Genomic DNA, 20,586 nt, shown 5'->3' with positions numbered 1-20,586 from the left:
CCTTGAGGTTGGGGCCGTCGCTCCCGATGGCGTCGCTGGGGGGCTTGCCCGGCCCCGCGGGCGATGGTTTCAGCGTAGTTCACTCGTGACGCTCCATGCCAAGGGAGCATCCGGTCGGCGCTGACGTTAGAATGCGCGTCGGGCCGTCGCTCCGTCGGTCACGCTGAATTCCGCCGCTTCCGTGCGCTCGAATGCCGCCGGCGCCGCCCGGCCTTGCTCTGGAGAACAAACCCGATGTCATCCTGGTTTCCCCGCTGGCGGCGCGTCGATGCCGCTCGCCATCAAGGCCTGGTCGCGCCCGACGAGGCGTTGCCGCCGGTGCAGACGCTGCTGATGGGCATCCAGCACGCCGTGGCGATGTTCGGATCCACCGTGCTGGCACCGTTGTTGATGGGTTTCGACCCCAACCTGGCGATCCTGATGTCGGGCATCGGCACGCTGCTGTTCTTCGTGATCGTCGGCGGGCGGGTTCCCAGCTACCTGGGCTCCAGCTTTGCCTTCATCGGCGTGGTGATCGCCGCCACCGGTTATGCCGGCAGCGGCGGCAACCCCTCCATCGGTCTGGCGCTGGGGGGCATCATCGCCTGCGGTGCGATCTACACGCTCATCGGCATGGTGGTCATGGCATTGGGCACGCGCTGGATCGAGTACCTGCTGCCGCCGGTGGTAACCGGGGCGATCGTGATGACCATCGGCCTCAATCTGGCGCCGGTGGCGGTCTCCAGCGTGAAGGATTCCAGTTTCGACGCGGCGATGGCACTGGTGACCATCCTTTGTGTCGGCCTGGCCGCCGTGCTGACCCGGGGCATGCTCCAGCGGTTGCTGATCCTGACCGGTCTGGTCGCGTCCTACGCCATCTATGCGCTGGTCACCAACGGTCTCGGCTGGGGAGCACCGATCGATTTCTCGGCGATCGGTGCGGCCGACTGGTTGGGGGTGCCCGCATTCACGGCGCCGTCGTTCAGCCCCCATGCGATCGTGCTGATCGCGCCGGTCGCGATCATCCTGGTGGCGGAGAACCTTGGCCATATCAAGGCGGTAGGGGCGATGACCGGACGTGATCTCGATCCCTATATCGGTCGGGCCTTCGTCGGTGACGGCCTGGCGACGGTGGTTTCCGGGGCATCCGGCGGCACCGGCGTGACCACCTATGCCGAGAATATCGGAGTGATGGCGGTGACCCGGGTCTACTCGACCCTGATATTCGTCGCCGCTGCCGGTTTCGCCATCCTGCTCGGCTTCTCGCCACGTTTCGGGGCATTGATCCAGACCATTCCCGGCCCGGTGCTGGCTGGCACCTCGATCGTGGTGTTCGGCCTGATCGCGGTGGCTGGCGCTCGTATCTGGATCCAGAACGGTGTCGATCTGGGCGACAACGTCAACCTGATCGTGGCGGCGGTGACCCTGGTGCTGGGTGCCGGCAATTTTTCCATCGACTTCGGCGGCTTCACCCTCGATGGCATCGGGACGGCCACCTTCGGTGCGATTATCCTGCATCTGGTGCTGCGTCGTGGCGCCGGGCGCTGGCAGGACGTTGCCGGTTGATGCCGATCCGGGCTTCGTTTCGGGCCCATTGAACGTTAGTCTTGGGTGGCGCGCGGATCCGAGCCGTAGCGCGACCCGAACCACCCCGAACCCTTGTCGATCGCGTCCGAGATAGAGTCCCCAATGAGCGAGTCGCAGTCCCGCGATACCCATGCCGACGAACAGGCTCCCGCGACGCAGTCGATCGCGATGACGCGCGAGGTGCTGGAGCAGGACCTGATTCGCCGTCACTTCGAGCATGTCTACCCGGAGGTGGCGTTGAAGAGCCACCAGGAGCTGCGCAGCTCGATCCAGCACGTTCTGGCCACCGCGCCCCCTGGCGTCCAGTTGCGGGACGGGGTGTATCTCTTCGCCTATGGCTCGCTGATCTGGAATCCGTGTGTCGAGGTCGCCGAGCGTCACACTTGCCGGCTCTACGGCTACCATCGCGACTTCTGCCTCAAGCTCGATCACGGCCGGGGCACTCCCGAGACCCCCGGATTGATGCTGGCGCTGGCGCCGGGCGGTTCCTGCCATGGCGTGGCGCTGCGCGTCCCCGGCGATCACCTCGAGCGCGAACTGACGCTGGTATAGCGGCGCGAGATGCTGACCGGTGCCTATCGGCCTCGCTGGATCAAGCTGAAGACGGATGTCGGTCCGATATGGGGTGTCGCCTTCGTGATCAACCCGCACCACGAGCGCTATATCGGTCGCCAGCCCGACGAGACGGTAGTACACCTGCTGCGTACCGGCCGAGGCGTGCTGGGATCCTGCCGCGAGTACCTCGACAACACGGTTGGCGATCTTCACGCGCTCGGCATTCGGGACCGGCGCCTGGAGTCGCTGCAGCGCGCCGTCGCCGGCTGATGCGGCCCTGGGCGTGACGAGGGCGCGATCCAAAATTGAGCCTTTCGCACGAGTCTGGTAATCTGACGTCCCATCCTGGCCCGACTTTCTCCCCCGGGTCTTTTCTCACGAGCTTTACGACCACGATTCGACAGGTTTTCCATGACACGATATATCTTCGTGACCGGCGGCGTTGTGTCCTCACTGGGCAAGGGCATTGCGTCCGCTTCGCTGGCCGCGATTCTCGAGGCCCGCGGCCTCAAGGTCACCATCCTCAAGCTGGACCCGTACATCAACGTCGATCCGGGCACCATGAGTCCGTTTCAGCATGGCGAGGTGTTCGTCACCGAGGATGGCGCGGAAACCGATCTCGATCTGGGGCACTACGAGCGCTTCATCCGTACCAAGATGACCCAGAGCAACAACTTCACCACCGGTCGGGTCTACGAGCACGTGTTGCGCAAGGAGCGTCGGGGCGATTATCTCGGCGGTACCGTGCAGGTGATCCCGCATATCACCGACGAGATCAAGCACCGCGTGGTCAAGGGGGGAGAAGGCTACGATGTGGCGCTGGTGGAGATCGGCGGCACCGTGGGCGATATCGAGTCGCTACCGTTCCTGGAGTCGATTCGCCAGCTGCGTAGCGAAGTCGGCGCCAACCGTGCCCTGTTCATGCACCTGACGCTGGTGCCCTACATCAAGACCGCCGGCGAGACCAAGACCAAGCCGACCCAGCACAGCGTCAAGGAGCTGCGCTCGATCGGTATCCAGCCCGATATCCTGATCTGCCGCAGCGAGGTCGAGTTGGAGGAGAGCGAGCGGCGCAAGATCGCGCTGTTCACCAATGTCGAGGAGCGCGCCGTCATCCCGCTGCAGGATGCCGACACCATCTATCGCATCCCGTTGATGCTGCACGAGCAGGGTCTCGACGACATCGTCTGCGACAAGTTCCGTCTCGACGCGCCGCCGGCGGACCTGGCCGAATGGATCCATGTCCTCGATGCCAAGCTCAACCCGCTCAAGACGATCAACATCGCCATGGTCGGCAAGTACATGGAACTGCTCGACGCCTACAAGTCGCTCAACGAGGCGCTGATCCACGCCGGCATCCAGACCCGGGTGAAGGTCAATGTCGAATATATCGATTCCGAGCTGATCGAGCGCCACGGCACCGAACGCCTGGCCGGGAAAGATGCGATCCTGGTGCCGGGCGGCTTCGGCGAACGGGGCGTCGAGGGCAAGATCCAGACCGCCCGTTTCGCTCGCGAGAACGATATTCCCTATCTCGGTATCTGCCTCGGCATGCAGGTGGCGGTGATCGAGTTCGCCCGCCACGTGGCGGGTTGGGCCGATGCCAACTCCACCGAGTTCACCCGTGAGACCCAGCACCCGGTGGTCGGCCTGATCACCGAGTGGATCAATCCCGAAGGGCAGATCGAGCTGCGCGACGAGGCCTCCGATCTGGGCGGCACCATGCGCCTCGGCGGCCAGGAGTGCCGACTCAAGCCGGGCTCCAGGGCGCACGAGGTGTACGGCCTGGACACGATCACCGAACGTCATCGCCACCGTTTCGAGGTCAACGAGCAGTTCGTCGAGCAGCTCGAGGCGGCGGGGCTGGTCGTCTCCGGCAAGAGCGGTGATCAGGCGCTGGTCGAGATGATCGAGCTGCCGGATCATCCTTGGTTCGTGGCTTGCCAGTTCCATCCCGAGTTCACCTCGACCCCGCGCGACGGCCACCCGCTGTTCACCGGCTTCGTCAATGCGGCGCTGGAGCACAAGGCCCAGCGCCAGCGCCAGCACGGCATGGCCCATCAGGAATGACCGAGTGACCCGGCGGGGGATGAAGCGATTCATCCCCCGCTGTCGTTGGCGAGGCTGGACCTGGGATGCCTGCGCTGGCTAAGCTCCGGAACTGCTAACATGATGGAATCACCGCGCCCGGACCCTCACGCCGGGAACCGGGCGCTTCACGCTCGATGTACCGAGTGATCAACCGAAAGAGCTTTCAACCGACAGGACGACGTAACATGGCTGAGATCGTTGATATCCGCGCCCTCGAAGTGCTCGATTCCCGCGGCAACCCCACCGTGCAGGCGCAAGTCACGCTGAGCGGCGGCATCACTGGCAGCGCCTGTGCGCCCAGCGGCGCTTCCACCGGCTCTCGTGAAGCGCTGGAGCTGCGCGACGGCGACAAGTCGCGCTATCTGGGCAAGGGCGTGCTGAAGGCCGTCGACGCGGTCAATGGCAAGATCCGCGAGCGCTTGATGGGCATGGATGTCAGCGACCAGCGTGCCCTCGACGACGCCATGCTGGCGCTGGATGGTACCGACAACAAGGCCGGCCTGGGGGCCAACGCGATTCTCGCGGTGTCGCTGGCCGCGGCCAAGGCAGCGGCGGCGGAGAAGGGCGTGCCGCTCTATGCCCACATCGCCGAACTCTACGGCCAGCCGGGTCACTACACCATGCCGGTACCGATGATGAATATCCTCAACGGTGGCGAGCATGCCGACAACAACGTCGACATCCAGGAGTTCATGGTCCAGCCGGTGGGGGCGCCGAACTTCCGCGAGGCGCTGCGCATGGGGGCCGAGATATTCCATGCGCTGAAAAAGGTACTCTCCGCCAAGGGGCTCTCCACCTCGGTGGGTGACGAGGGCGGTTTCGCACCGAACCTCTCCTCCAACGCCGAGGCGCTGGCGGTGATCAAGCAGGCGGTCAACGACGCCGGTTACCATCTGGGCAAGGATGTCACCCTGGCACTCGACTGCGCCTCCAGCGAATTCTTCAAGGATGGCAGCTACGACCTCGCCGGCGAGGGCAAGCAGTACGACGCCGCGGGATTCACCGACTACCTGGCCGATCTCTGCGATCAGTATCCGATCGTCTCCATCGAGGATGGCATGGACGAGTCGGACTGGGACGGCTGGAAGGCGCTGACCGACAAGCTGGGCGACAAGATCCAACTGGTCGGTGACGACCTGTTCGTCACCAACACCCGGATATTGAAGCGGGGTATCGACGAGAAGATCGGCAATTCGATCCTGATCAAGTTCAACCAGATCGGCTCGCTCTCCGAAACGCTGGATGCCATCCGGATGGCCCAGGATGCCGGCTTTACCGCGGTGATCTCGCATCGCAGCGGCGAGACCGAGGACACCACCATCGCCGATCTCGCCGTGGGCACCGCCGCCGGCCAGATCAAGACCGGCTCGCTGTGCCGCTCCGATCGTGTCGCCAAGTACAACCGCCTGCTGGTGATCGAGCAGGAACTGGGTGACAAGGCCGCCTATCCGGGTCTGAAGGCCATAAAAGGGCAGTGATGTCTGCCTGATCGATTGAAACGCAAGAAGGCCGCTCAACGAGCGGCCTTCTTGCGTTCTTCGGCAACGAGTGTCCGATTTGCGTAATAGCAAATCAGCGTTCGAGCAGCTCGATCTTGTTGGGCTTGCCGTCCCACTCCTTGGCGTCTTCCGGCGGCTCCTTCTGCTCGGCGATGTTGGGCCACACTTCGGCGAGCTCGGCGTTGAGCTCGATGAACTGGCGCTGGCCCTCGGGCAGCTCGTCCTCCGAGAAGATCGCCTCGGCGGGACACTCCGGCTCACACAGGGCGCAATCGATGCACTCGTCAGGGTGAATGACTAGGAAGTTGGGCCCTTCGTAGAAGCAGTCCACCGGGCAGACTTCGACGCAGTCGGTGTATTTGCACTTGATGCAGTTCTCGGTGACGACGAACGTCATGGGTGATCTCTCCTGTTGTGGGGCTGGCCCTTCTTGTCACGGTCTTGGCGGATATTGGAAACGCTTGATAGAAATCACCGTGCATGACGGTGCCGCCGATGCTACTCGAATGGCGCCATATTCTAGGCGGCGGGCGCCAATCCCGGCAAGCCGGGCTTGGGAACATCGAGGAATGGTGTTATAGCTTCAGCGCCGAAAACGGCCGGCACAGCGCCAACGAAGAGTGCAGACTCCTGACGGCTTGCCTTGAAGGAGGACTGCCTGTGTCATTTCTTTTCATCGGTCTCGATGCACAATCGATCGATTTTTCCCATCTCGCCAGCCGCGGTCTCGCGACGCGCCTCGTCGTGACGCCAGATGCGAATCTGCCGTGTCGCGTAACACTCAACGACGCCAAGCCGTGAAGCTCGGTCTGGCTACTGCATTTCATGCACCACCCTGTCGATTCACCCTATCGGGCTACCGGGCCGGTCTTCGTTGGGGAGGGCGCTACCCGTCGCGTCTACCGAGGCGGTGGCGTGCCGCCCTCGCTTGCCAAGCGATCACTCTCGCTGAGAGCCTACGATGCAAAGGGTTTCCTCTCCGCCGCCACACTCTGCCATGGCAGTGACGTCTCGACCGAGATCGACGCGCTTCTCGAGGACGAACGCACCGACTCTCTGCACGTTCATTATTCAGCTCCTGGCTGCTTCGCTTGTCTCGTCGAACGGCAGTAGTGCGTTCGGGGGTTGCTAATTGGCCTCTATCTCCTTGAGTTCGTAAAGTAGCGCCAACGCCGCCCGCGGTGTCAGCGAGTCGACGTCGAGCGACTCCAGTGCCTCGAGTACCGGATGCGGTGTCGCGGCGAACAGGTCGGCCTGCTGTGGACCCGTGGGCTGGGCGTGCATGTCCGGCATCGCGGCAGGCTGCTCGAGACTGGCCAGCTTGTCGCGAGCGCGGGCGATCACACTTTGCGGCACGCCGGCGAGCTGGGCGACCTGCAGGCCGTAGCTCTGACTGGCCGGCCCCTCCTCGACGCGGTGCATGAAGACGATCCCGTCGCGATGCTCCGCGGCGGTGAGATGCACATTGGCGACGGTCTCCAACTGTTCGGCCAGCGCGGTCATCTCGAAGTAATGCGTGGCGAACAGGGTAAAGGCGCGCTGGCTGGCGAGATGCTCGGCGCTGGCCCAGGCCAGCGAGAGACCATCGAAGGTGCTGGTACCGCGGCCGATCTCGTCCATCAGCACCAGGCTCTCGGCGGTGGCGTTGTGGAGAATGCTGGCCGTCTCGGTCATTTCCACCATGAAGGTGGAGCGCCCGCCGGCCAGATCGTCGCTGGAGCCGATCCGGGTGAAGATCCGGTCCACCGGGCCGATCTCGGCGCTCTCGGCCGGAACGAAACTGCCGGTATGGGCGAGCAGGGCGATCAATGCCGCCTGACGCATGTAGGTCGACTTGCCGCCCATGTTGGGGCCGGTGATGACCAGCATGCGGCGATCGTCATCGAGGATCAGGTCGTTGGGCACGAACGGGTGCTGGCTGACGTGTTCGACCACGGGATGGCGGCCGCCGATGATATGGAAACCCGGCGTTTCCGAGAGCTGCGGACGCACGAACTCCAGGTTCTGGGCGCGCTCGGCGAAGGCGCAAAGCACGTCGAGCGCGCCCAGCGAGCGACCGGTGGCCTGCAGCGCGTCGAGTTCGGCATTGAGCGTATCGATCAGGCTTTCGTAGAGCAGCTTCTCCCGCGCCAACGCGCGCGACTTGGCCGACAGCGCCTTGTCCTCGAACTCCTTGAGCTCGGGAATGATGAAGCGCTCGGCGTTCTTCAGCGTCTGGCGACGGATGTAGTCCGCCGGCACCTCGCGAGCCTGGGCGCGCGGGATCTCGATGTAGTAGCCGTGAACCCGGTTGTAGCCGACCTTGAGGCCCGACAGGCCGGTGCGTTCGCGCTCGCGAAGCTCGAGCTGGACCAGGTAGTCGCCGGCATGCTCGGCCAAGCCGCGATACTCGTCGAGCTCGGCATCGAAGCCTTCACGGATGACTCCGCCATCCCGGATCACCACCGGCGGGTTGTCGATCAGCGCCTGGGTCAGGGTGTTGGCCAGTTCGGGATAGGGGTGGATATGGCGGGCGAGGTCGTCCAGTGCGCTCTCGCCCTCGATCCGCTCGAGATCGGCCTGCAGTGTCGGCAGCACGTTGAGTGCGTCGCGCAGGCGGGCCAGATCCCGGGGCCGGGCGCTGCGCAGTGCCACCCGGGCCAGTATCCGCTCGACATCGCCAACCTCTTTGAGTGGCTCGCGGATCAGCAGGTACTGGTCGGCGTCGAGCAGCAGCTGTACCGCTGCCTGGCGGGCACCGATCTGATGCCGGTCACGTAGTGGCCGGTTGAGCCAGCGCTTGAGCAGGCGCGACCCCATCGGCGTGACGGCCGTGTCGAGCACGCTGGCCAGGGTATTGTCGCCGCTGCCGCCGAGGTTGATATCGATCTCGAGATTACGCCGGCTGGCGGCATCGATCACCACCGATTCGTCACGGCTCTCGACGCTCAGCGCGGTGACATGGGGCAACCGGGAGCGCTGGGTGTCCCTGGCGTAGTCGACCAGCACGCCGGCGGCGACTAGTGCGGTTTCGAGGTGGGTGCAGCCGAAACCCCTGAGATCCGCGACCTCGAATTGGTCGCACAGCAGGCGATTGGCCGTCTCCAGGTCGAAATGCCAGTCGTTCTGACGTTTCAGGCCGCGCCGCTCTGTCAGCGACGGCGAGAGATCGAGACTTTCGGCGATCAGCAATTCCGCGGGCTGCAGGCGATGAATCTCGGCCAGCATGTCGGCCTCGCCATCGATCTCGAGCACGCTGAAGCGGCCGCTGGACAGTTCCAGCCAGGCGATGCCCCAGCGTTCGCCGGTGCGATGGAGGGCGACCAGCAGATTGTCGCGGCTGGCATCGAGCAGCGCTTCGTCGAGCAGCGTCCCCGGTGTGACGATGCGCACGACGCGGCGTTCCACCGGCCCCTTGGTCGTGCTCGGATCACCGATCTGCTCGCAGATGGCCACCGACTGACCGGACTTGACCAGGCGCGCCAGGTAGGACTCGACGCTGTGGTAGGGAATGCCCGCCATGGGGATCGGTTTACCGGCCGACTGGCCACGGGCCGTCAGCGTGATGTCGAGCAGTTGCGAGGCCCGCTTGGCGTCGTCGTAGAAAAGCTCGTAGAAATCGCCCATCCGGTAGAAGAGCAGTACATCCGGGTGCTCGCGCTTGATCTTGAGGTACTGCGCCATCATTGGCGTATGCTGGGTATTCTTGCTGGAGGCCGCTTCCTGCATGGTGTCTCGGAAACTCCGTCGATTCTTGGGACACAGAGGGGCATGGGAATGCCGGGTCGTACCGTAAGGGGCAAGGTTACCACGCGGCGGCTGGGTCCGGCACCGCGAGGCGGCGGGCGCCTTAGAGGGGATCATGCATCAGGTGTAGTGATTTCAGCCTGAGTACCCGCCGATAACTCGTTACAGTGTGTGAAATCGGCACTCGAGGACTCACATATGGCCCGGTTGGTGCTAAACCACCTCAGCGATTCCACGTATCGCCTGTTGGCTATCGAAGCCAACAAGCGTAACGTCAACCTCAGCGAACTGGCCGTCGTGCTGCTGGAGATCGCCGTCGCCGAACTGGCGGCGCGTCATCCGGCGATGATCCCCCCGGATCGGGATCCCCGCGAGCCGGACTGAACTGTCTCCCGCCGTCTCCTAGCCCCGTCAGGGCGTGCTCAACCCTTCGCGATACCCAGACATCCTCGCAGCACTCCTGCAACCATTGCACGAACCACGATTCTCCGCATACTGAATGGCGGTCGGTTTTCCGTTGGTGCTCAGTCGCTGCTATGCAGGGGAAAGGCAGCGAGTGGGACGAGCCCTGAGAGAGGAAGTTGCCATGACGAACGTGTCGATATCGCGCCAGGATGCCGAACCGGATCGCGAGGCGCTCTCCCTGCGCCTGGGGGAGGCCTGTCTGGCCCAGGGCGTCCGGCTGACCACCGCGGAATCCTGTACCGGCGGTGGCGTGGCCAGCGCCATCACGGCGATCGCCGGCAGCTCCGCCTACTTCGAGACTGGTTACGTGACCTATGCCAATGCTGCCAAGCGGCGCTTGTTGGGGGTGTCGCAGGCCACCTTGGAGGCCCATGGCGCAGTCAGCGAGCAGACCGTCAGGGAGATGGTCATCGGCGCCTGCCGTGACAGCGGGGCCGATCTCGGTGTCTCGGTCAGCGGTGTCGCCGGCCCGGCAGGGGGCAGCCCGGACAAGCCTGTGGGCACGGTGTGGTTCGCCTGGGGCAACCAGCATCACCAACGAGTGGAGCGTCACCACCTGCCGGGCGACCGTCGGCAGGTCCGGGAGTTGGCAGTTGCCGTGGCGCTGTCGGGACTGATCGAATCGGTGACGAAAAGTCGGCCCGGCGGCCCCGCGGCGACGAGTGGGGCGTCGGCGCCCGACGCTTCGCGACGGCGGGATTGAAAATCTTCGGCGGGGGATAGGCGAGAGCGCTTTTTTTCGCCATACTACTGTCTAACCATACAGTACGTGAGCCGAGCGCCGTGACCGGCGCTGCCTCGCCTCACTTCGTGCATCCACAGGAGACGTTCATGGCACAGGACGAAAACCGCAGCAAGGCACTCAATGCGGCACTGTCGCAGATCGATCGTCAATTCGGCAAAGGCACCGTGATGCGCTTGGGCGATACCCCGCGTACCGCGATTCCGGTGGTGTCGACAGGGTCTCTGGGCCTGGATATCGCGCTGGGTGTGGGCGGATTGCCCTACGGCCGTGTGGTCGAGATCTTCGGTCCGGAGTCCTCGGGCAAGACGACCCTGACGCTGTCGGTGATCGCCCAGGCCCAGAAGGACGGCAAGACCTGCGCCTTCGTCGATGCCGAACACGCCCTCGACCCGAGCTACGCCGAAAAACTCGGAGTCGATCTCGATGAGCTGCTGGTCTCCCAGCCCGATACCGGCGAGCAGGCTCTCGAGATCTGCGACATGCTGGTACGTTCCGGTGGCGTCGATGTCATCATTATCGATTCCGTGGCGGCGCTGACGCCGCGCGCGGAGATCGAAGGGGAAATGGGCGATTCCCACGTCGGCCTCCAGGCGCGCCTGATGTCCCAGGCACTGCGCAAGATTACCGGCAATATCAAGAACGCCAACTGCATGGTGGTGTTCATCAACCAGATTCGCATGAAGATCGGCGTGATGTTCGGCAGCCCCGAGACCACCACCGGGGGCAACGCGCTGAAGTTCTACTCCAGCGTGCGCCTCGACATTCGCCGTATCGGTTCGGTCAAGCAGGGCGACGAGGTCACCGGCAACGAAACCCGGGTCAAGGTAGTGAAGAACAAGGTCGCGCCGCCGTTCCGCCAGTCCGAGTTCCAGATCCTGTATGGCAAGGGTATCTACCATGCCGGCGAGGTGATCGATCTCGGCGTGCAGTGCAACCTGGTGGACAAGGCGGGGGCCTGGTACAGCTACAAGGGCAGCAAGATCGGCCAGGGCAAGGCCAATGCCGCCCAGTATCTCGAGGAGCATCCCGAGGTGATGGCCGAGATCGAGACGCAGATCCGGGCTCAGCTGCTCGCGGTGCCGGCGACCAAGGAGAAGGAACCCGAAGCGGCTGTCGCCGAGGGCGATGATTCCGGTGACACGCTGCTGTAAGCCACTGTCGCTGGAGACGGGGTGATGGATGGCTGAACGCAACGGCGCCTTCTGCCGCGAGGAGACCTCTCGTGATGAGGTCTCTCGGGAGGTGTCTCCCAGAGACATTGCCATTCGATTCCTGGCTCGGCGCGAGTACGCTCGTGCCGAGCTGGAGACGCGGATGAGCGCAAAGGGCCTGGACAGCGCGGATATCCGACAGGCACTGGACGATCTGGCGAGGGAGGGACTTCAGTCCGATGCCAGATTCGCCGAGGTTTTCGTCCGCTCACGCATCGCGCGCGGACAGGGGCCCGTCAAGATTCGAGTCGATATGGCACAGCGGGGAATCGATGAGTCGCTGATGTCATTGGCTTTCGAGAGCGAGGCCCCGGACTGGAACGAGCTAGCGAGTCAGGCCCTCGCCAAGCGTTTCGACTCACCGGGCTCGACGCCCAGAGATCGCGCCAGGAGAGAGCGCTTCCTGGCGGGACGAGGTTTCGAGTTCGAACAGGTTCACCATGCCATGAGACATGCCTGGCCGAGCGGCACCCCCTGACACCCCAGCGTAGACCCCTTGCCGGCCCAGGCCCCGGGCGGGGTTCCTTCTATATGTCTCCCTACCTCCTGCTCCTTCGCCGTGACCCGGCGACGGTTCGACGTTCCGAAGCCTCGTTGACGGGATGCCCCTAAGCGGTGTCCGGGCGCCCGCGATATTCGCAGGATCCCTCGCTCACTCGCCAATGGCTCGCCAAGCATGGCGAGGGTATCGGACAGGCGACAATGGTGTCGCACTCGACAGACTATCGGCCGACCACGTTATACTAATGCGCTTTGCGATGGCAGGAGAGGCGTTCACGGCGCCGCTCCATTGCCGGATTCTGCGTCGCCACGTGGTCTGCTAGCCGCCGTGGGCACGCCTATCGCCACGGATTGTTTATGAAAAGTGCAGATATCAGACAGGCTTTCCTGAGCTTCTTCGAGGAGCGCGGGCACACGATCGTACCTTCCGCCTCTCTGGTGCCGGAAAACGATCCCACGCTTCTCTTCACCAATGCCGGCATGGTGCCGTTCAAGGATGTGTTCCTGGGACGAGATCCGCGCCCCTACGTGCGTGCCACCTCGGCGCAGCGCTGCGTACGTGCCGGTGGCAAGCACAACGATCTCGACAACGTCGGCTATACCGCTCGCCACCACACCTTCTTCGAGATGATGGGCAACTTCAGCTTCGGCGACTATTTCAAGGCCGACGCCATTCGCTATGCCTGGACCTTCATTACCGAGGTCCTGGCGCTGCCCAAGGACAAGCTCTGGGTCACGGTCCATATCAGTGACGACGAAGCGGCCAGAATCTGGATCGAGGATATCGGCGTCGATCCGGCGCGGGTGTCGCGCCTGGATGAAGACAACTTCTGGCAGATGGGCGATACCGGCCCCTGTGGCCCGTGTTCGGAGATCTTCTACGATCACGGCCCCGAAGTCTGGGGCGGCCCGCCGGGAAGCCCGGAAGAGGACGGCGATCGCTACATCGAGGTGTGGAACCTCGTCTTCATGCAGTTCGACCGCGACGCTTCCGGCAAGATGAACCCGCTGCCCAAGCCGTCGATCGATACCGGCATGGGGCTGGAGCGCATGGCGGCGGTGATGCAGGGCGTCCACTCCAACTACGAGATCGACCTGTTCCGGAATCTGCTGCTGGCGGCGGCCCAAGTGACCGGTCATGACGACATCAAGACGCCGTCGCTGCGGGTCATCGCCGACCATATTCGCTCCTGTGCCTTCCTGATCGTCGACGGTGTCCTGCCGTCCAACGAAGGGCGTGGCTACGTGTTGCGTCGCATCATCCGCCGTGCGGTACGCCATGGGCACAAGCTGGGCGCCAGCGAGCCGTTCTTCCACAAGCTGGTGACAGCGCTCGACGCCGAGATGGGCGAAGCCTACCCGGAGCTGCATCAGGCCCGCGATCAGATCGAGCGGGTGTTGCTGAAGGAAGAGCAACAGTTCGCGCGGACGCTGGATCATGGCATGGGCTTGCTCGAGGAGGCGCTCTCGGCGCTCGAGGACGACGTACTTCCCGGCGAAACGATCTTCAAGCTCTACGACACCTACGGCTTCCCGTTCGATCTGACCGCCGACGTCTGCCGCGAGCGCGGCGTGACGCTGGATGAGGCGGGGTTCGAGCGCGAGCTGGAAGCGCAGCGCCAGCGGGCCCGTGCCGCCAGCCAGTTCGGCGGCGATGATGGTGCCGCCCTCGAGCTCGAGGGCAGCACCGAGTTCACCGGCTACGATCGGCTGGAGGATTCGTCGAAGGTGACGGCCATCGTCGATGAAGCGGGCAACGCGCTTGAGGCTCTCGAGGCGGGCCAGAAGGGTATCGTGGTGCTGGATCGCACGCCTTTCTATGCCGAGTCCGGCGGCCAGGTGGGCGATACCGGCTATCTCCGAACCGACGGTGGCCGCTTCCAGGTCACCAATACCCGCAAGCAGGCGGGGCATCACCTGCATGAGGGCGTGATGGTCGATGGGCGGGTGACCGTCGGCGAGAGGCTCTCACCGCAGGTGGATCCCGCGCTGCGGCTGGCGACCATGCGCAACCACTCGGCAACGCACCTGCTTCATGAAGCCTTGCGATTGACGCTCGGCGACCATGTGCAGCAGAAGGGGTCGCTGGTCAGCGCCGAGCGCCTGCGCTTCGATTTCAGCCATTTCGAGCCGCTCACGCCGGCGCAACTGGCGCAGGTCGCGCATATCGTCAATGCTCAGATCATGGCCAACGCGCCGACCCGAACCGAGCTGCTGACGCTCGACGAGGCCAAGGCGAAGGGGGCTCGTGCCCTGTTCGAGGCCAAGTATCTCGATAGCGTGCGGGTACTGACGATCGGTGCCGACGACTTTTCGATCGAGCTTTGCGGTGGCACGCACGTGGCCCGCAGTGGTGACATCGGGCCGTTCCATGTCGTTTCCGAGTCCGGCACCGCAGCGGGGGTGAGGCGTATCGAGGCGGTGACCGGCGAGGCGGCAATGGCGTGGTTCGAGGCCCAAGAGCGGGAGCTCAATACCGTCAGCGAACGCCTGAAGGTCAAGCCGGAGCAGGTCGTCGAACGGCTGGACGCCGTACTCGAAAGACAGCGGGGGTTGGAAAAGGAACTCGAGCGCCTCAAGGCCAAGCTGGCCAGCGCGGCGGGTAACGACCTGCTCGGGCAGGCGCAGCAGGTCGAAGGCGTCCGGGTGCTGGCGACCCAGCTCGAGGGGGTGTCGGGCAAGGAACTGCGGGGGCTGCACGATCAGCTCAAGCAGAAACTGGGGTCCGGTATCCTGGTGCTGGCAACGGCCCAGGAGGGCAAGGTCAGCCTGATCGCAGGCGTGACAGACGATCTGGTTGCCAAGGTCAAGGCCGGCGAGCTCGTCAATCACGTCGCCGCACAGGTCGGGGGCAAGGGTGGCGGACGTCCCGATATGGCTCAAGCAGGTGGCAGCGACCCGGCACGGCTGCCGGCGGCGCTGGAGAGCGTGCCGGCCTGGGTTGCCGAGCGGCTGGCCTAAATGCATTCACGACCGGCGCCAGCGCCGGTCGACAACGCTAGGGAGCATTGAGCAGACTCATGGCGCTATACGTACAGAAATTCGGAGGCACGTCGGTCGGCTCGGTGGAGCGGATCAAGGCCGTGGCGGAGAAGGTCAAGCGTGATCGTGACGCCGGCCACCGCGTCGTCGTCGTGGTGTCGGCGATGAGCGGCGAGACCAATCGCCTCATCGGCCTGGCCAGTCAGATCAACGAGGATCCGACCCCGCGCGAGATGGACATGCTCGTCTCGACCGGGGAGCAGGTCACGATTTCGCTGCTGGCCATGGCCCTGCATCAGTTGGGCGTGCCGGCAACCTCCTATACCGGTGCCCAGGTCGGCATTCGCACCGACAGCGCGCACACCAAGGCGCGCATCCAGCGCATCGAGACCGATGAACTCCAGGAAGATCTGGATGACGGCCAGGTGGTGGTCGTGGCGGGTTTCCAGGGGGTCGACGAGGAAGGCAACATCACCACCCTGGGGCGCGGCGGCTCGGATACCACCGGCGTGGCGCTGGCCGCGGCACTCAATGCCGACGAGTGCCAGATCTATACCGATGTGGACGGCGTCTATACCACGGATCCCAGGGTCTGCTCCAAGGCGCAGCGCCTGGAGCGGATCACGGTGGAAGAGATGCTGGAACTCGCCAGCCTGGGCTCCAAGGTGCTCCAGATCAGGGCCGTGGAGTTCGCCGGCAAATACAACGTACCGTTACGCGTGCTCTCGAGTTTCGAGGAAGGCCCGGGCACGCTCATCGTGGCAGACGAGGAATTCGAATCGATGGAAGAACCGCTCATCTCCGGTATCGCCTTCACTGCGAACGAGGCCAAGCTGACGCTGCTCAACACGCCCGACGTGCCCGGTGTGGCTTCGCGAATTCTGGGGCCGATTGCCGATGCCAACATCGAAGTCGACATGATCGTCCAGAACGTGGCGCCGGCTGGCGACTATACCGACTTCACCTTCACCGTCGCCAAGGGCGACTACAAGCAGACCATGCGGATTCTGCAGAACGACGTCATCCCGGCCTTGGGCGGAGGCGACCTGCGGGGCGACGAGAACATCGCCAAGGTTTCGCTGGTCGGTGTCGGCATGCGTTCCCATGCCGGCGTCGCGTCCAAGATGTTCCGCGTGCTCTCCGAAGAAAATATCAACATTCGGATGGTTTCGACGTCGGAGATCAAGATTTCCGTCGTGATCGACGAGAAGGCGATGGAGCTCGCGGTAAGAGCGCTACATACCGCTTTTGGCCTCGATAAAGACAGTATTCAAAGCGAATGATCGAATAACACCTTCACGAATGGCCCAGGCGTTCTACGCTAAGGGGGAGTTGGAAGGAAGCGAAGGAAACATGCGCTCTTTCAATGATGCCACGGGTTTTCATGGAATGGCGTCATTGGCCTGAGGGGCCGTATGGCGCATAATCGCTCCTCGGGTGGCACACCTGTCGTGCAGGAGCCCGAGAGCTTGACCCGAGAATGGAAGAAGGCCCTGAGAAGGAGATCAGATAATGCTCATCCTGACCCGTCGCGTGGGAGAGACTCTCATGATCGGCGACGACATTACCGTCACGGTTCTGGGAGTGAAAGGGAATCAGGTGCGTATTGGCGTGAATGCGCCCAAGGATGTGGCCGTCCACCGTGAAGAGATCTATCAGCGCATCCAGCGTGAGAAATCCGAGGACGAAGACGGCGATCCTGGCGCGTGAGTGCTGGATAGGCGCTCTGGTACCGTCTGGGCTGGTGAAGTCGTCCCCTTTATCGGCTCGGGCTATCTCTGAAACCCTCCTTCGTTCTTCCGTACTCGCCCTGGTGGCGCCAGCTTTCCGGTAACTTCTTCATCCTCTAAGGTTTTTAGGAATTTTTTTGGCCTATCGGCTGGACAAGGCCAAATGGAATCGGTAATCTACGCGCCGTGCTGATCGGGGAGAGGTGGCCGAGTGGCTGAAGGCGCTCCCCTGCTAAGGGAGTATAGGGTTTATAGCCCTATCGAGGGTTCGAATCCCTCCCTCTCCGCCATTTTCGCAAGTGCGAAAACCACGACCGGCACAGTGTGAAAGAAGCATGAATCAAGCGCCCGTAGCTCAGCTGGATAGAGTACCTGACTACGAATCAGGGGGTCGGAGGTTCGAATCCTCCCGGGCGCGCCATTCATCAAGCACTGCGCACCTGCGGTGTCACTTCACAAGATTCAAGCGCCCGTAGCTCAGCTGGATAGAGTACCTGACTACGAATCAGGGGGTCGGAGGTTCGAATCCTCCCGGGCGCGCCATACAGATGACACCCGCATGCTTCGGCATGCGGGTGTTTTCGTTTGTACGGTTGTCGTTGAGGGGCTTGTCGCGCTAGCCCGCCAGCGTCGAAGAAGCATGCGCCGCCGTTCCGGAGCTGGTCGAGTCCGACCTCGACCCAAGGTCGCTCAATCCGGCCACAAAGGGCGCCAGTGCGGTCTCTCGGCGCAGCGCGGTGAAACGCGCCGCGGCCTCGGAATCTCGCCCCCGCATGATGTTGAGCCACTGTTTCAGCAGCGAAACGATGACCTTCTCGGCCATTCCCGCGTCGCGTTTGGCGTCGGCATAGCGAATCAGCATGTCGCTGCGGGCCGACCATGGCGTCGGTGGCAGCCGTTCACCGCCGGTTTCCAGCCAATGGCGAATGCGCCGCGCCAGCCATGGGTCGGCGAGCATGCCACGCCCCAGCATGACGTCGCGGCAGCCTGACAGCGTGCGCGCCTTCCAGTAATCCTCGAGTGACCAGATATCGCCATTGGCCACCACCGGCACCCTGACGTCGGCGCGGATCCGGGCGATCCATTCCCAGTGGGCGGGCGGTCGATAACCCTCGCGCCGGGTACGGGCGTGAACCACCAGCTCCTCGGCGCCGCCGGCCTCGGCCGCTTGCGCGCAGGCCAGCGCCAGCCGCTTGTCGTCGAAGCCGAGCCGCAGCTTGGCGTTGACCGAGACACCATGCCGCTGGCTGACCTCGGCCACCGCGCCGACCACGGCATAGACCCGCTCCGGCGTCCTCAACAGCGAGGCGCCGCCGTCATGACGGTTGACGGTCTTGGCCGGGCAGCCGAAGTTGAGATCGAGACGCCTGGCACCCTGGGAGATTGCCTGTTCGGCGTTGGCCGCCAGGCCTCGGGGGTCGGAGCCCAACAACTGCAGCGTAACGGGAGTGGCGGAGGGAGTGACCGGCCCGGTGCTGCCCGCCGTCGCCAGCTCGGGGCAGTGGCGCAGGAAGACGCGCGGCGGCAATCGGGCATCGACGACACGCACGAATTCGGTAACGCACCAGTCCAGGGCGCCATCCTCGCTCAGCAGTGCTCGCGTGTCGCCATCGATGACCCCCTCCATCGGCGCCAGGCCGATACGGTCACGGGGCGAAGCAGACGGTTGGGAAAGGCGGACAGACCCTGACATGCGACCTCCGGGTGATCGGCGGCCACGCTAGGGCCTGCGCACACTATAACGCCGCGAGCCTAAGGGACGGGCCGGTGCTTCCGCAAGGCCTCATGACGAGCCAAGCGCTTGGAACCACCAGAACCCTAGGCTTGCACCTGGCCTCACGAAAAAACCGGCGCCGTCGCGGCCGCGTGGCTAGCGTGAACATGCCTTGCACACCTCTCGCCGAGGGCGAATGCACAGATGCGCGGCGGCCAGAAGAACCGACCGCACGCAGGCTCAGGCCCGGGCTATCGCCCGTTGCTGGAGCAGACGTCGAACGGTGAACGCCACCGACAGCACGGCGAGCAGCAGCAGGGCCGCCGAGATCGGCCGGGTGAAGAACAGCGTCCAGTCCTCGTCCGCCATCAGCGCACGTCGCAGATTGGTCTCGGCGATCGGCCCCAGGATGACTCCCAGCACCAGCGGGGCCAGCGGATAGTCGAGCTTTGCCAGCAGATAACCGACCAGGCCAACGCCGACCAGCAAGTAGAGGTCGGTGATGCGATTGTTGAGCGCCAGGGCACCAACGGCACAGCAGACCAGCACCACCGGCACGATGATCGACTTGGGAATCTCGGTGATCCGCAAGAACCAGCGCATGCTGATCAGGCAGAAGGCCAGAACCATGCCGGCGGCCAGGAACATTGCCAGGAACATGCCATAGACCAGGTCTGCACTATCCATGATTAGGCGAGGGCCGACGCTGATGCCCTGCACCATCAATGCTGCCATCAGCACGGCGTCGACGGCGCTGCCGGGGATGCCCAGCGCGATCATCGGTATCAGCCCGCCGCCGGCGGTGGCGGAGTTGCCGGATTCCGAGGCGACCACGCCATCGGCAATGCCGGTACCGAAACGCTCCGGCGTCTTCGAGGCGCGTTTGGCCTGGTCGTAGGCGATCAGGTTAGCGATGCTGCCGCCGGCCCCGGGGACCGCGCCGATGACCACGCCCAGCAGCGACGAGCGCAACAGGTTGCCCGGTCGGCTCAGGACCTCACGCATCACCGTGAATGGTCGGAAGTGCATGTTGCCGCTGACCAGCGACTCCCCGCGCTGAAGCGCCGTCGGGTTCTCGACCTCGCTGGCGAGCTGGCTGACGGCAAAGATTCCGATCAGCACCACCAGGAACGGGATGCCGGCCGCCAGCACATCGGCGCCGAAGGTGAAGCGCGGTACGCCCATCATCGGATCCTGCCCCACCGTGGCGATGAACAGCCCCAGGAGGCTCATCATCAACCCCTTGAGGATCGACTTGCCGACCAGGCTCGCCACCACCGTCACGGCGAACAGGATCAGCGAGAAGTACTCCCAGGGGCCGAGCTTGACGGCGATCATCGCCAGGGGCGGCGCGGCGACGATCAGCACCACGGCGCTGACCAGCGCGCCGAAGAACGACGCCCAGATCCCCAGCGCCAGCGCCCGGCCGGGCTCGCCCTTACGCGCCATCGGGTAGGCGTCGAATGTCGTCGCCACCGCGGAGGGCGTGCCGGGGATGCCCAGCAGCGCCGCGCTGATCAGCCCGCCCGAGCCACCGCCGACATAGACGGCGAGCATCGTGGCGACACCCTGCAGCGGCGGCATGGTGAAGGTGACCGGGAGTGTCAGCACGATCGCCATGGTGATCGTGAAGCCGGGAATGGCGGCTGCCACGACACCTGCCATGACGCCAATCATCATGCTGGCGAGTGTCGCCAGCGAAAACAGTTGTTCGACGCTGCTGAGCAGCGCATCGGTCATCGGCATGGAGAACCCTCTTGGCCCCTGGCTGTTGTCGGTATGGGGCTGTCGATCTATCGGG

At 64.1% G+C, this 20,586-nt stretch carries 16 protein-coding genes, 3 tRNA genes and 1 pseudogene; 16 read left to right on the top strand and 4 right to left on the bottom strand.

Translation table 11 applies throughout. The annotated features are described in order from the left end of the window. The first annotated feature begins 234 nt into the window (after positions 1-234). The 4 genes and pseudogenes from DOM54_RS01720 to eno all read left to right on the top strand — a co-directional run bounded on the left by DOM54_RS01720 (position 235) and on the right by eno (position 5,690). Positions 235-1,545, top strand: a complete 1,311-nt coding sequence (locus DOM54_RS01720; protein WP_110714701.1) for a solute carrier family 23 protein — start codon at positions 235-237, stop codon at positions 1,543-1,545. 123 nt (positions 1,546-1,668) lie between these two features. Beyond that, positions 1,669-2,391, top strand: a pseudogene (locus DOM54_RS20340) (gamma-glutamylcyclotransferase). A gap of 141 nt (positions 2,392-2,532) precedes the next feature. Then, complete coding sequence (locus tag DOM54_RS01705) at positions 2,533-4,191, top strand: CTP synthase (protein ID WP_110714698.1); 1,659 nt, start codon at positions 2,533-2,535, stop codon at positions 4,189-4,191. Positions 4,192-4,397: 206 nt separating this feature from the next. Continuing rightward, positions 4,398-5,690, top strand: a complete 1,293-nt coding sequence (eno, locus tag DOM54_RS01700; RefSeq protein WP_110714697.1) for a phosphopyruvate hydratase — start codon at positions 4,398-4,400, stop codon at positions 5,688-5,690. Positions 5,691-5,784: 94 nt separating this feature from the next. On the opposite strand, the gene fdxA is transcribed toward eno, so the two are convergent. Then, positions 5,785-6,108, bottom strand: coding sequence for a ferredoxin FdxA (fdxA, locus tag DOM54_RS01695; RefSeq protein WP_110714696.1), 324 nt, complete (start codon positions 6,106-6,108; stop codon positions 5,785-5,787). 83 nt (positions 6,109-6,191) lie between these two features. Between fdxA and DOM54_RS19940 the strand changes: the two genes are divergently transcribed. Together DOM54_RS19940 and DOM54_RS20555 are read left to right on the top strand one after the other, a co-directional pair. After that, positions 6,192-6,512, top strand: coding sequence for a hypothetical protein (locus tag DOM54_RS19940; RefSeq protein WP_162619740.1), 321 nt, complete (start codon positions 6,192-6,194; stop codon positions 6,510-6,512). A 15-nt stretch (positions 6,513-6,527) separates the two neighbouring features. Next, complete coding sequence (locus DOM54_RS20555) at positions 6,528-6,824, top strand: DUF1203 domain-containing protein (RefSeq protein ID WP_420852728.1); 297 nt, start codon at positions 6,528-6,530, stop codon at positions 6,822-6,824. 15 nt (positions 6,825-6,839) lie between these two features. Here the strand turns inward: DOM54_RS20555 and mutS are convergent, their stop codons facing one another. Next, positions 6,840-9,419, bottom strand: a complete 2,580-nt coding sequence (mutS, locus tag DOM54_RS01685; protein ID WP_110714694.1) for a DNA mismatch repair protein MutS — start codon at positions 9,417-9,419, stop codon at positions 6,840-6,842. Positions 9,420-9,635: 216 nt separating this feature from the next. Between mutS and DOM54_RS01680 the strand changes: the two genes are divergently transcribed. From DOM54_RS01680 to DOM54_RS01635, 10 genes are all read left to right on the top strand, one after another. Continuing rightward, positions 9,636-9,821, top strand: coding sequence for a hypothetical protein (locus DOM54_RS01680; protein WP_110598906.1), 186 nt, complete (start codon positions 9,636-9,638; stop codon positions 9,819-9,821). A 202-nt stretch (positions 9,822-10,023) separates the two neighbouring features. Next, on the top strand, positions 10,024-10,605 hold the full coding sequence (locus DOM54_RS01675) for a CinA family protein (RefSeq protein WP_110714693.1): 582 nt from the start codon (positions 10,024-10,026) through the stop codon (positions 10,603-10,605). Positions 10,606-10,733: 128 nt separating this feature from the next. Beyond that, positions 10,734-11,798 (top strand): recombinase RecA, encoded by a 1,065-nt coding sequence (gene recA, locus DOM54_RS01670; protein WP_110714692.1) that lies wholly within the window; start codon positions 10,734-10,736, stop codon positions 11,796-11,798. A 28-nt stretch (positions 11,799-11,826) separates the two neighbouring features. Next, positions 11,827-12,336, top strand: a complete 510-nt coding sequence (locus tag DOM54_RS01665) for a regulatory protein RecX (RefSeq protein ID WP_110714691.1) — start codon at positions 11,827-11,829, stop codon at positions 12,334-12,336. A gap of 380 nt (positions 12,337-12,716) precedes the next feature. Continuing rightward, positions 12,717-15,320 (top strand): alanine--tRNA ligase, encoded by a 2,604-nt coding sequence (alaS, locus tag DOM54_RS01660; protein WP_110714690.1) that lies wholly within the window; start codon positions 12,717-12,719, stop codon positions 15,318-15,320. Between the two features lie 59 nt (positions 15,321-15,379). Next, positions 15,380-16,624, top strand: a complete 1,245-nt coding sequence (locus DOM54_RS01655) for an aspartate kinase (protein WP_110598897.1) — start codon at positions 15,380-15,382, stop codon at positions 16,622-16,624. A gap of 229 nt (positions 16,625-16,853) precedes the next feature. Continuing rightward, positions 16,854-17,051, top strand: coding sequence for a carbon storage regulator CsrA (gene csrA, locus DOM54_RS01650; RefSeq protein ID WP_075570877.1), 198 nt, complete (start codon positions 16,854-16,856; stop codon positions 17,049-17,051). A 217-nt stretch (positions 17,052-17,268) separates the two neighbouring features. After that, positions 17,269-17,361, top strand: a tRNA-Ser gene (locus tag DOM54_RS01645). A 54-nt stretch (positions 17,362-17,415) separates the two neighbouring features. Continuing rightward, positions 17,416-17,492: transfer RNA gene (locus DOM54_RS01640), tRNA-Arg, on the top strand. A gap of 45 nt (positions 17,493-17,537) precedes the next feature. After that, positions 17,538-17,614 (top strand) — tRNA-Arg (locus DOM54_RS01635). Between the two features lie 73 nt (positions 17,615-17,687). Here the strand turns inward: DOM54_RS01635 and DOM54_RS01630 are convergent. Both DOM54_RS01630 and DOM54_RS01625 read right to left on the bottom strand, forming a co-directional pair. Beyond that, positions 17,688-18,698 (bottom strand): tRNA dihydrouridine synthase, encoded by a 1,011-nt coding sequence (locus DOM54_RS01630; RefSeq protein WP_110714689.1) that lies wholly within the window; start codon positions 18,696-18,698, stop codon positions 17,688-17,690. A 327-nt stretch (positions 18,699-19,025) separates the two neighbouring features. Further along, a complete protein-coding gene (locus tag DOM54_RS01625) occupies positions 19,026-20,531 on the bottom strand; it encodes a tripartite tricarboxylate transporter permease (protein ID WP_240613726.1) in 1,506 nt (501 codons plus the stop codon). Positions 20,532-20,586 lie beyond the last annotated feature (55 nt).

Source organism: Salinicola acroporae, from assembly GCF_003206615.1.
GTDB lineage: Bacteria > Pseudomonadota > Gammaproteobacteria > Pseudomonadales > Halomonadaceae > Salinicola > Salinicola acroporae.
The sequence above is the reverse complement of the archived record's forward strand: the minus strand, read 5'-3'. Positions and strand labels throughout refer to the sequence as shown.

Coding starts and splice junctions, on each gene's coding strand:
- DOM54_RS01720 (WP_110714701.1), top strand. CDS start 235: ATGTCATCCTGGTTTCCCCGCTGGCGGCGCGTCGATGCCGCTCGCCAT.
- DOM54_RS01705 (WP_110714698.1), top strand. CDS start 2,533: ATGACACGATATATCTTCGTGACCGGCGGCGTTGTGTCCTCACTGGGC.
- eno (WP_110714697.1), top strand. CDS start 4,398: ATGGCTGAGATCGTTGATATCCGCGCCCTCGAAGTGCTCGATTCCCGC.
- fdxA (WP_110714696.1), bottom strand. CDS start 6,108: ATGACGTTCGTCGTCACCGAGAACTGCATCAAGTGCAAATACACCGAC.
- DOM54_RS19940 (WP_162619740.1), top strand. CDS start 6,192: ATGACGGTGCCGCCGATGCTACTCGAATGGCGCCATATTCTAGGCGGC.
- mutS (WP_110714694.1), bottom strand. CDS start 9,419: ATGCAGGAAGCGGCCTCCAGCAAGAATACCCAGCATACGCCAATGATG.
- DOM54_RS01680 (WP_110598906.1), top strand. CDS start 9,636: ATGGCCCGGTTGGTGCTAAACCACCTCAGCGATTCCACGTATCGCCTG.
- DOM54_RS01675 (WP_110714693.1), top strand. CDS start 10,024: ATGACGAACGTGTCGATATCGCGCCAGGATGCCGAACCGGATCGCGAG.
- recA (WP_110714692.1), top strand. CDS start 10,734: ATGGCACAGGACGAAAACCGCAGCAAGGCACTCAATGCGGCACTGTCG.
- DOM54_RS01665 (WP_110714691.1), top strand. CDS start 11,827: ATGGCTGAACGCAACGGCGCCTTCTGCCGCGAGGAGACCTCTCGTGAT.
- alaS (WP_110714690.1), top strand. CDS start 12,717: ATGAAAAGTGCAGATATCAGACAGGCTTTCCTGAGCTTCTTCGAGGAG.
- DOM54_RS01655 (WP_110598897.1), top strand. CDS start 15,380: ATGGCGCTATACGTACAGAAATTCGGAGGCACGTCGGTCGGCTCGGTG.
- csrA (WP_075570877.1), top strand. CDS start 16,854: ATGCTCATCCTGACCCGTCGCGTGGGAGAGACTCTCATGATCGGCGAC.
- DOM54_RS01630 (WP_110714689.1), bottom strand. CDS start 18,698: ATGGAGGGGGTCATCGATGGCGACACGCGAGCACTGCTGAGCGAGGAT.
- DOM54_RS01625 (WP_240613726.1), bottom strand. CDS start 20,531: ATGCCGATGACCGATGCGCTGCTCAGCAGCGTCGAACAACTGTTTTCG.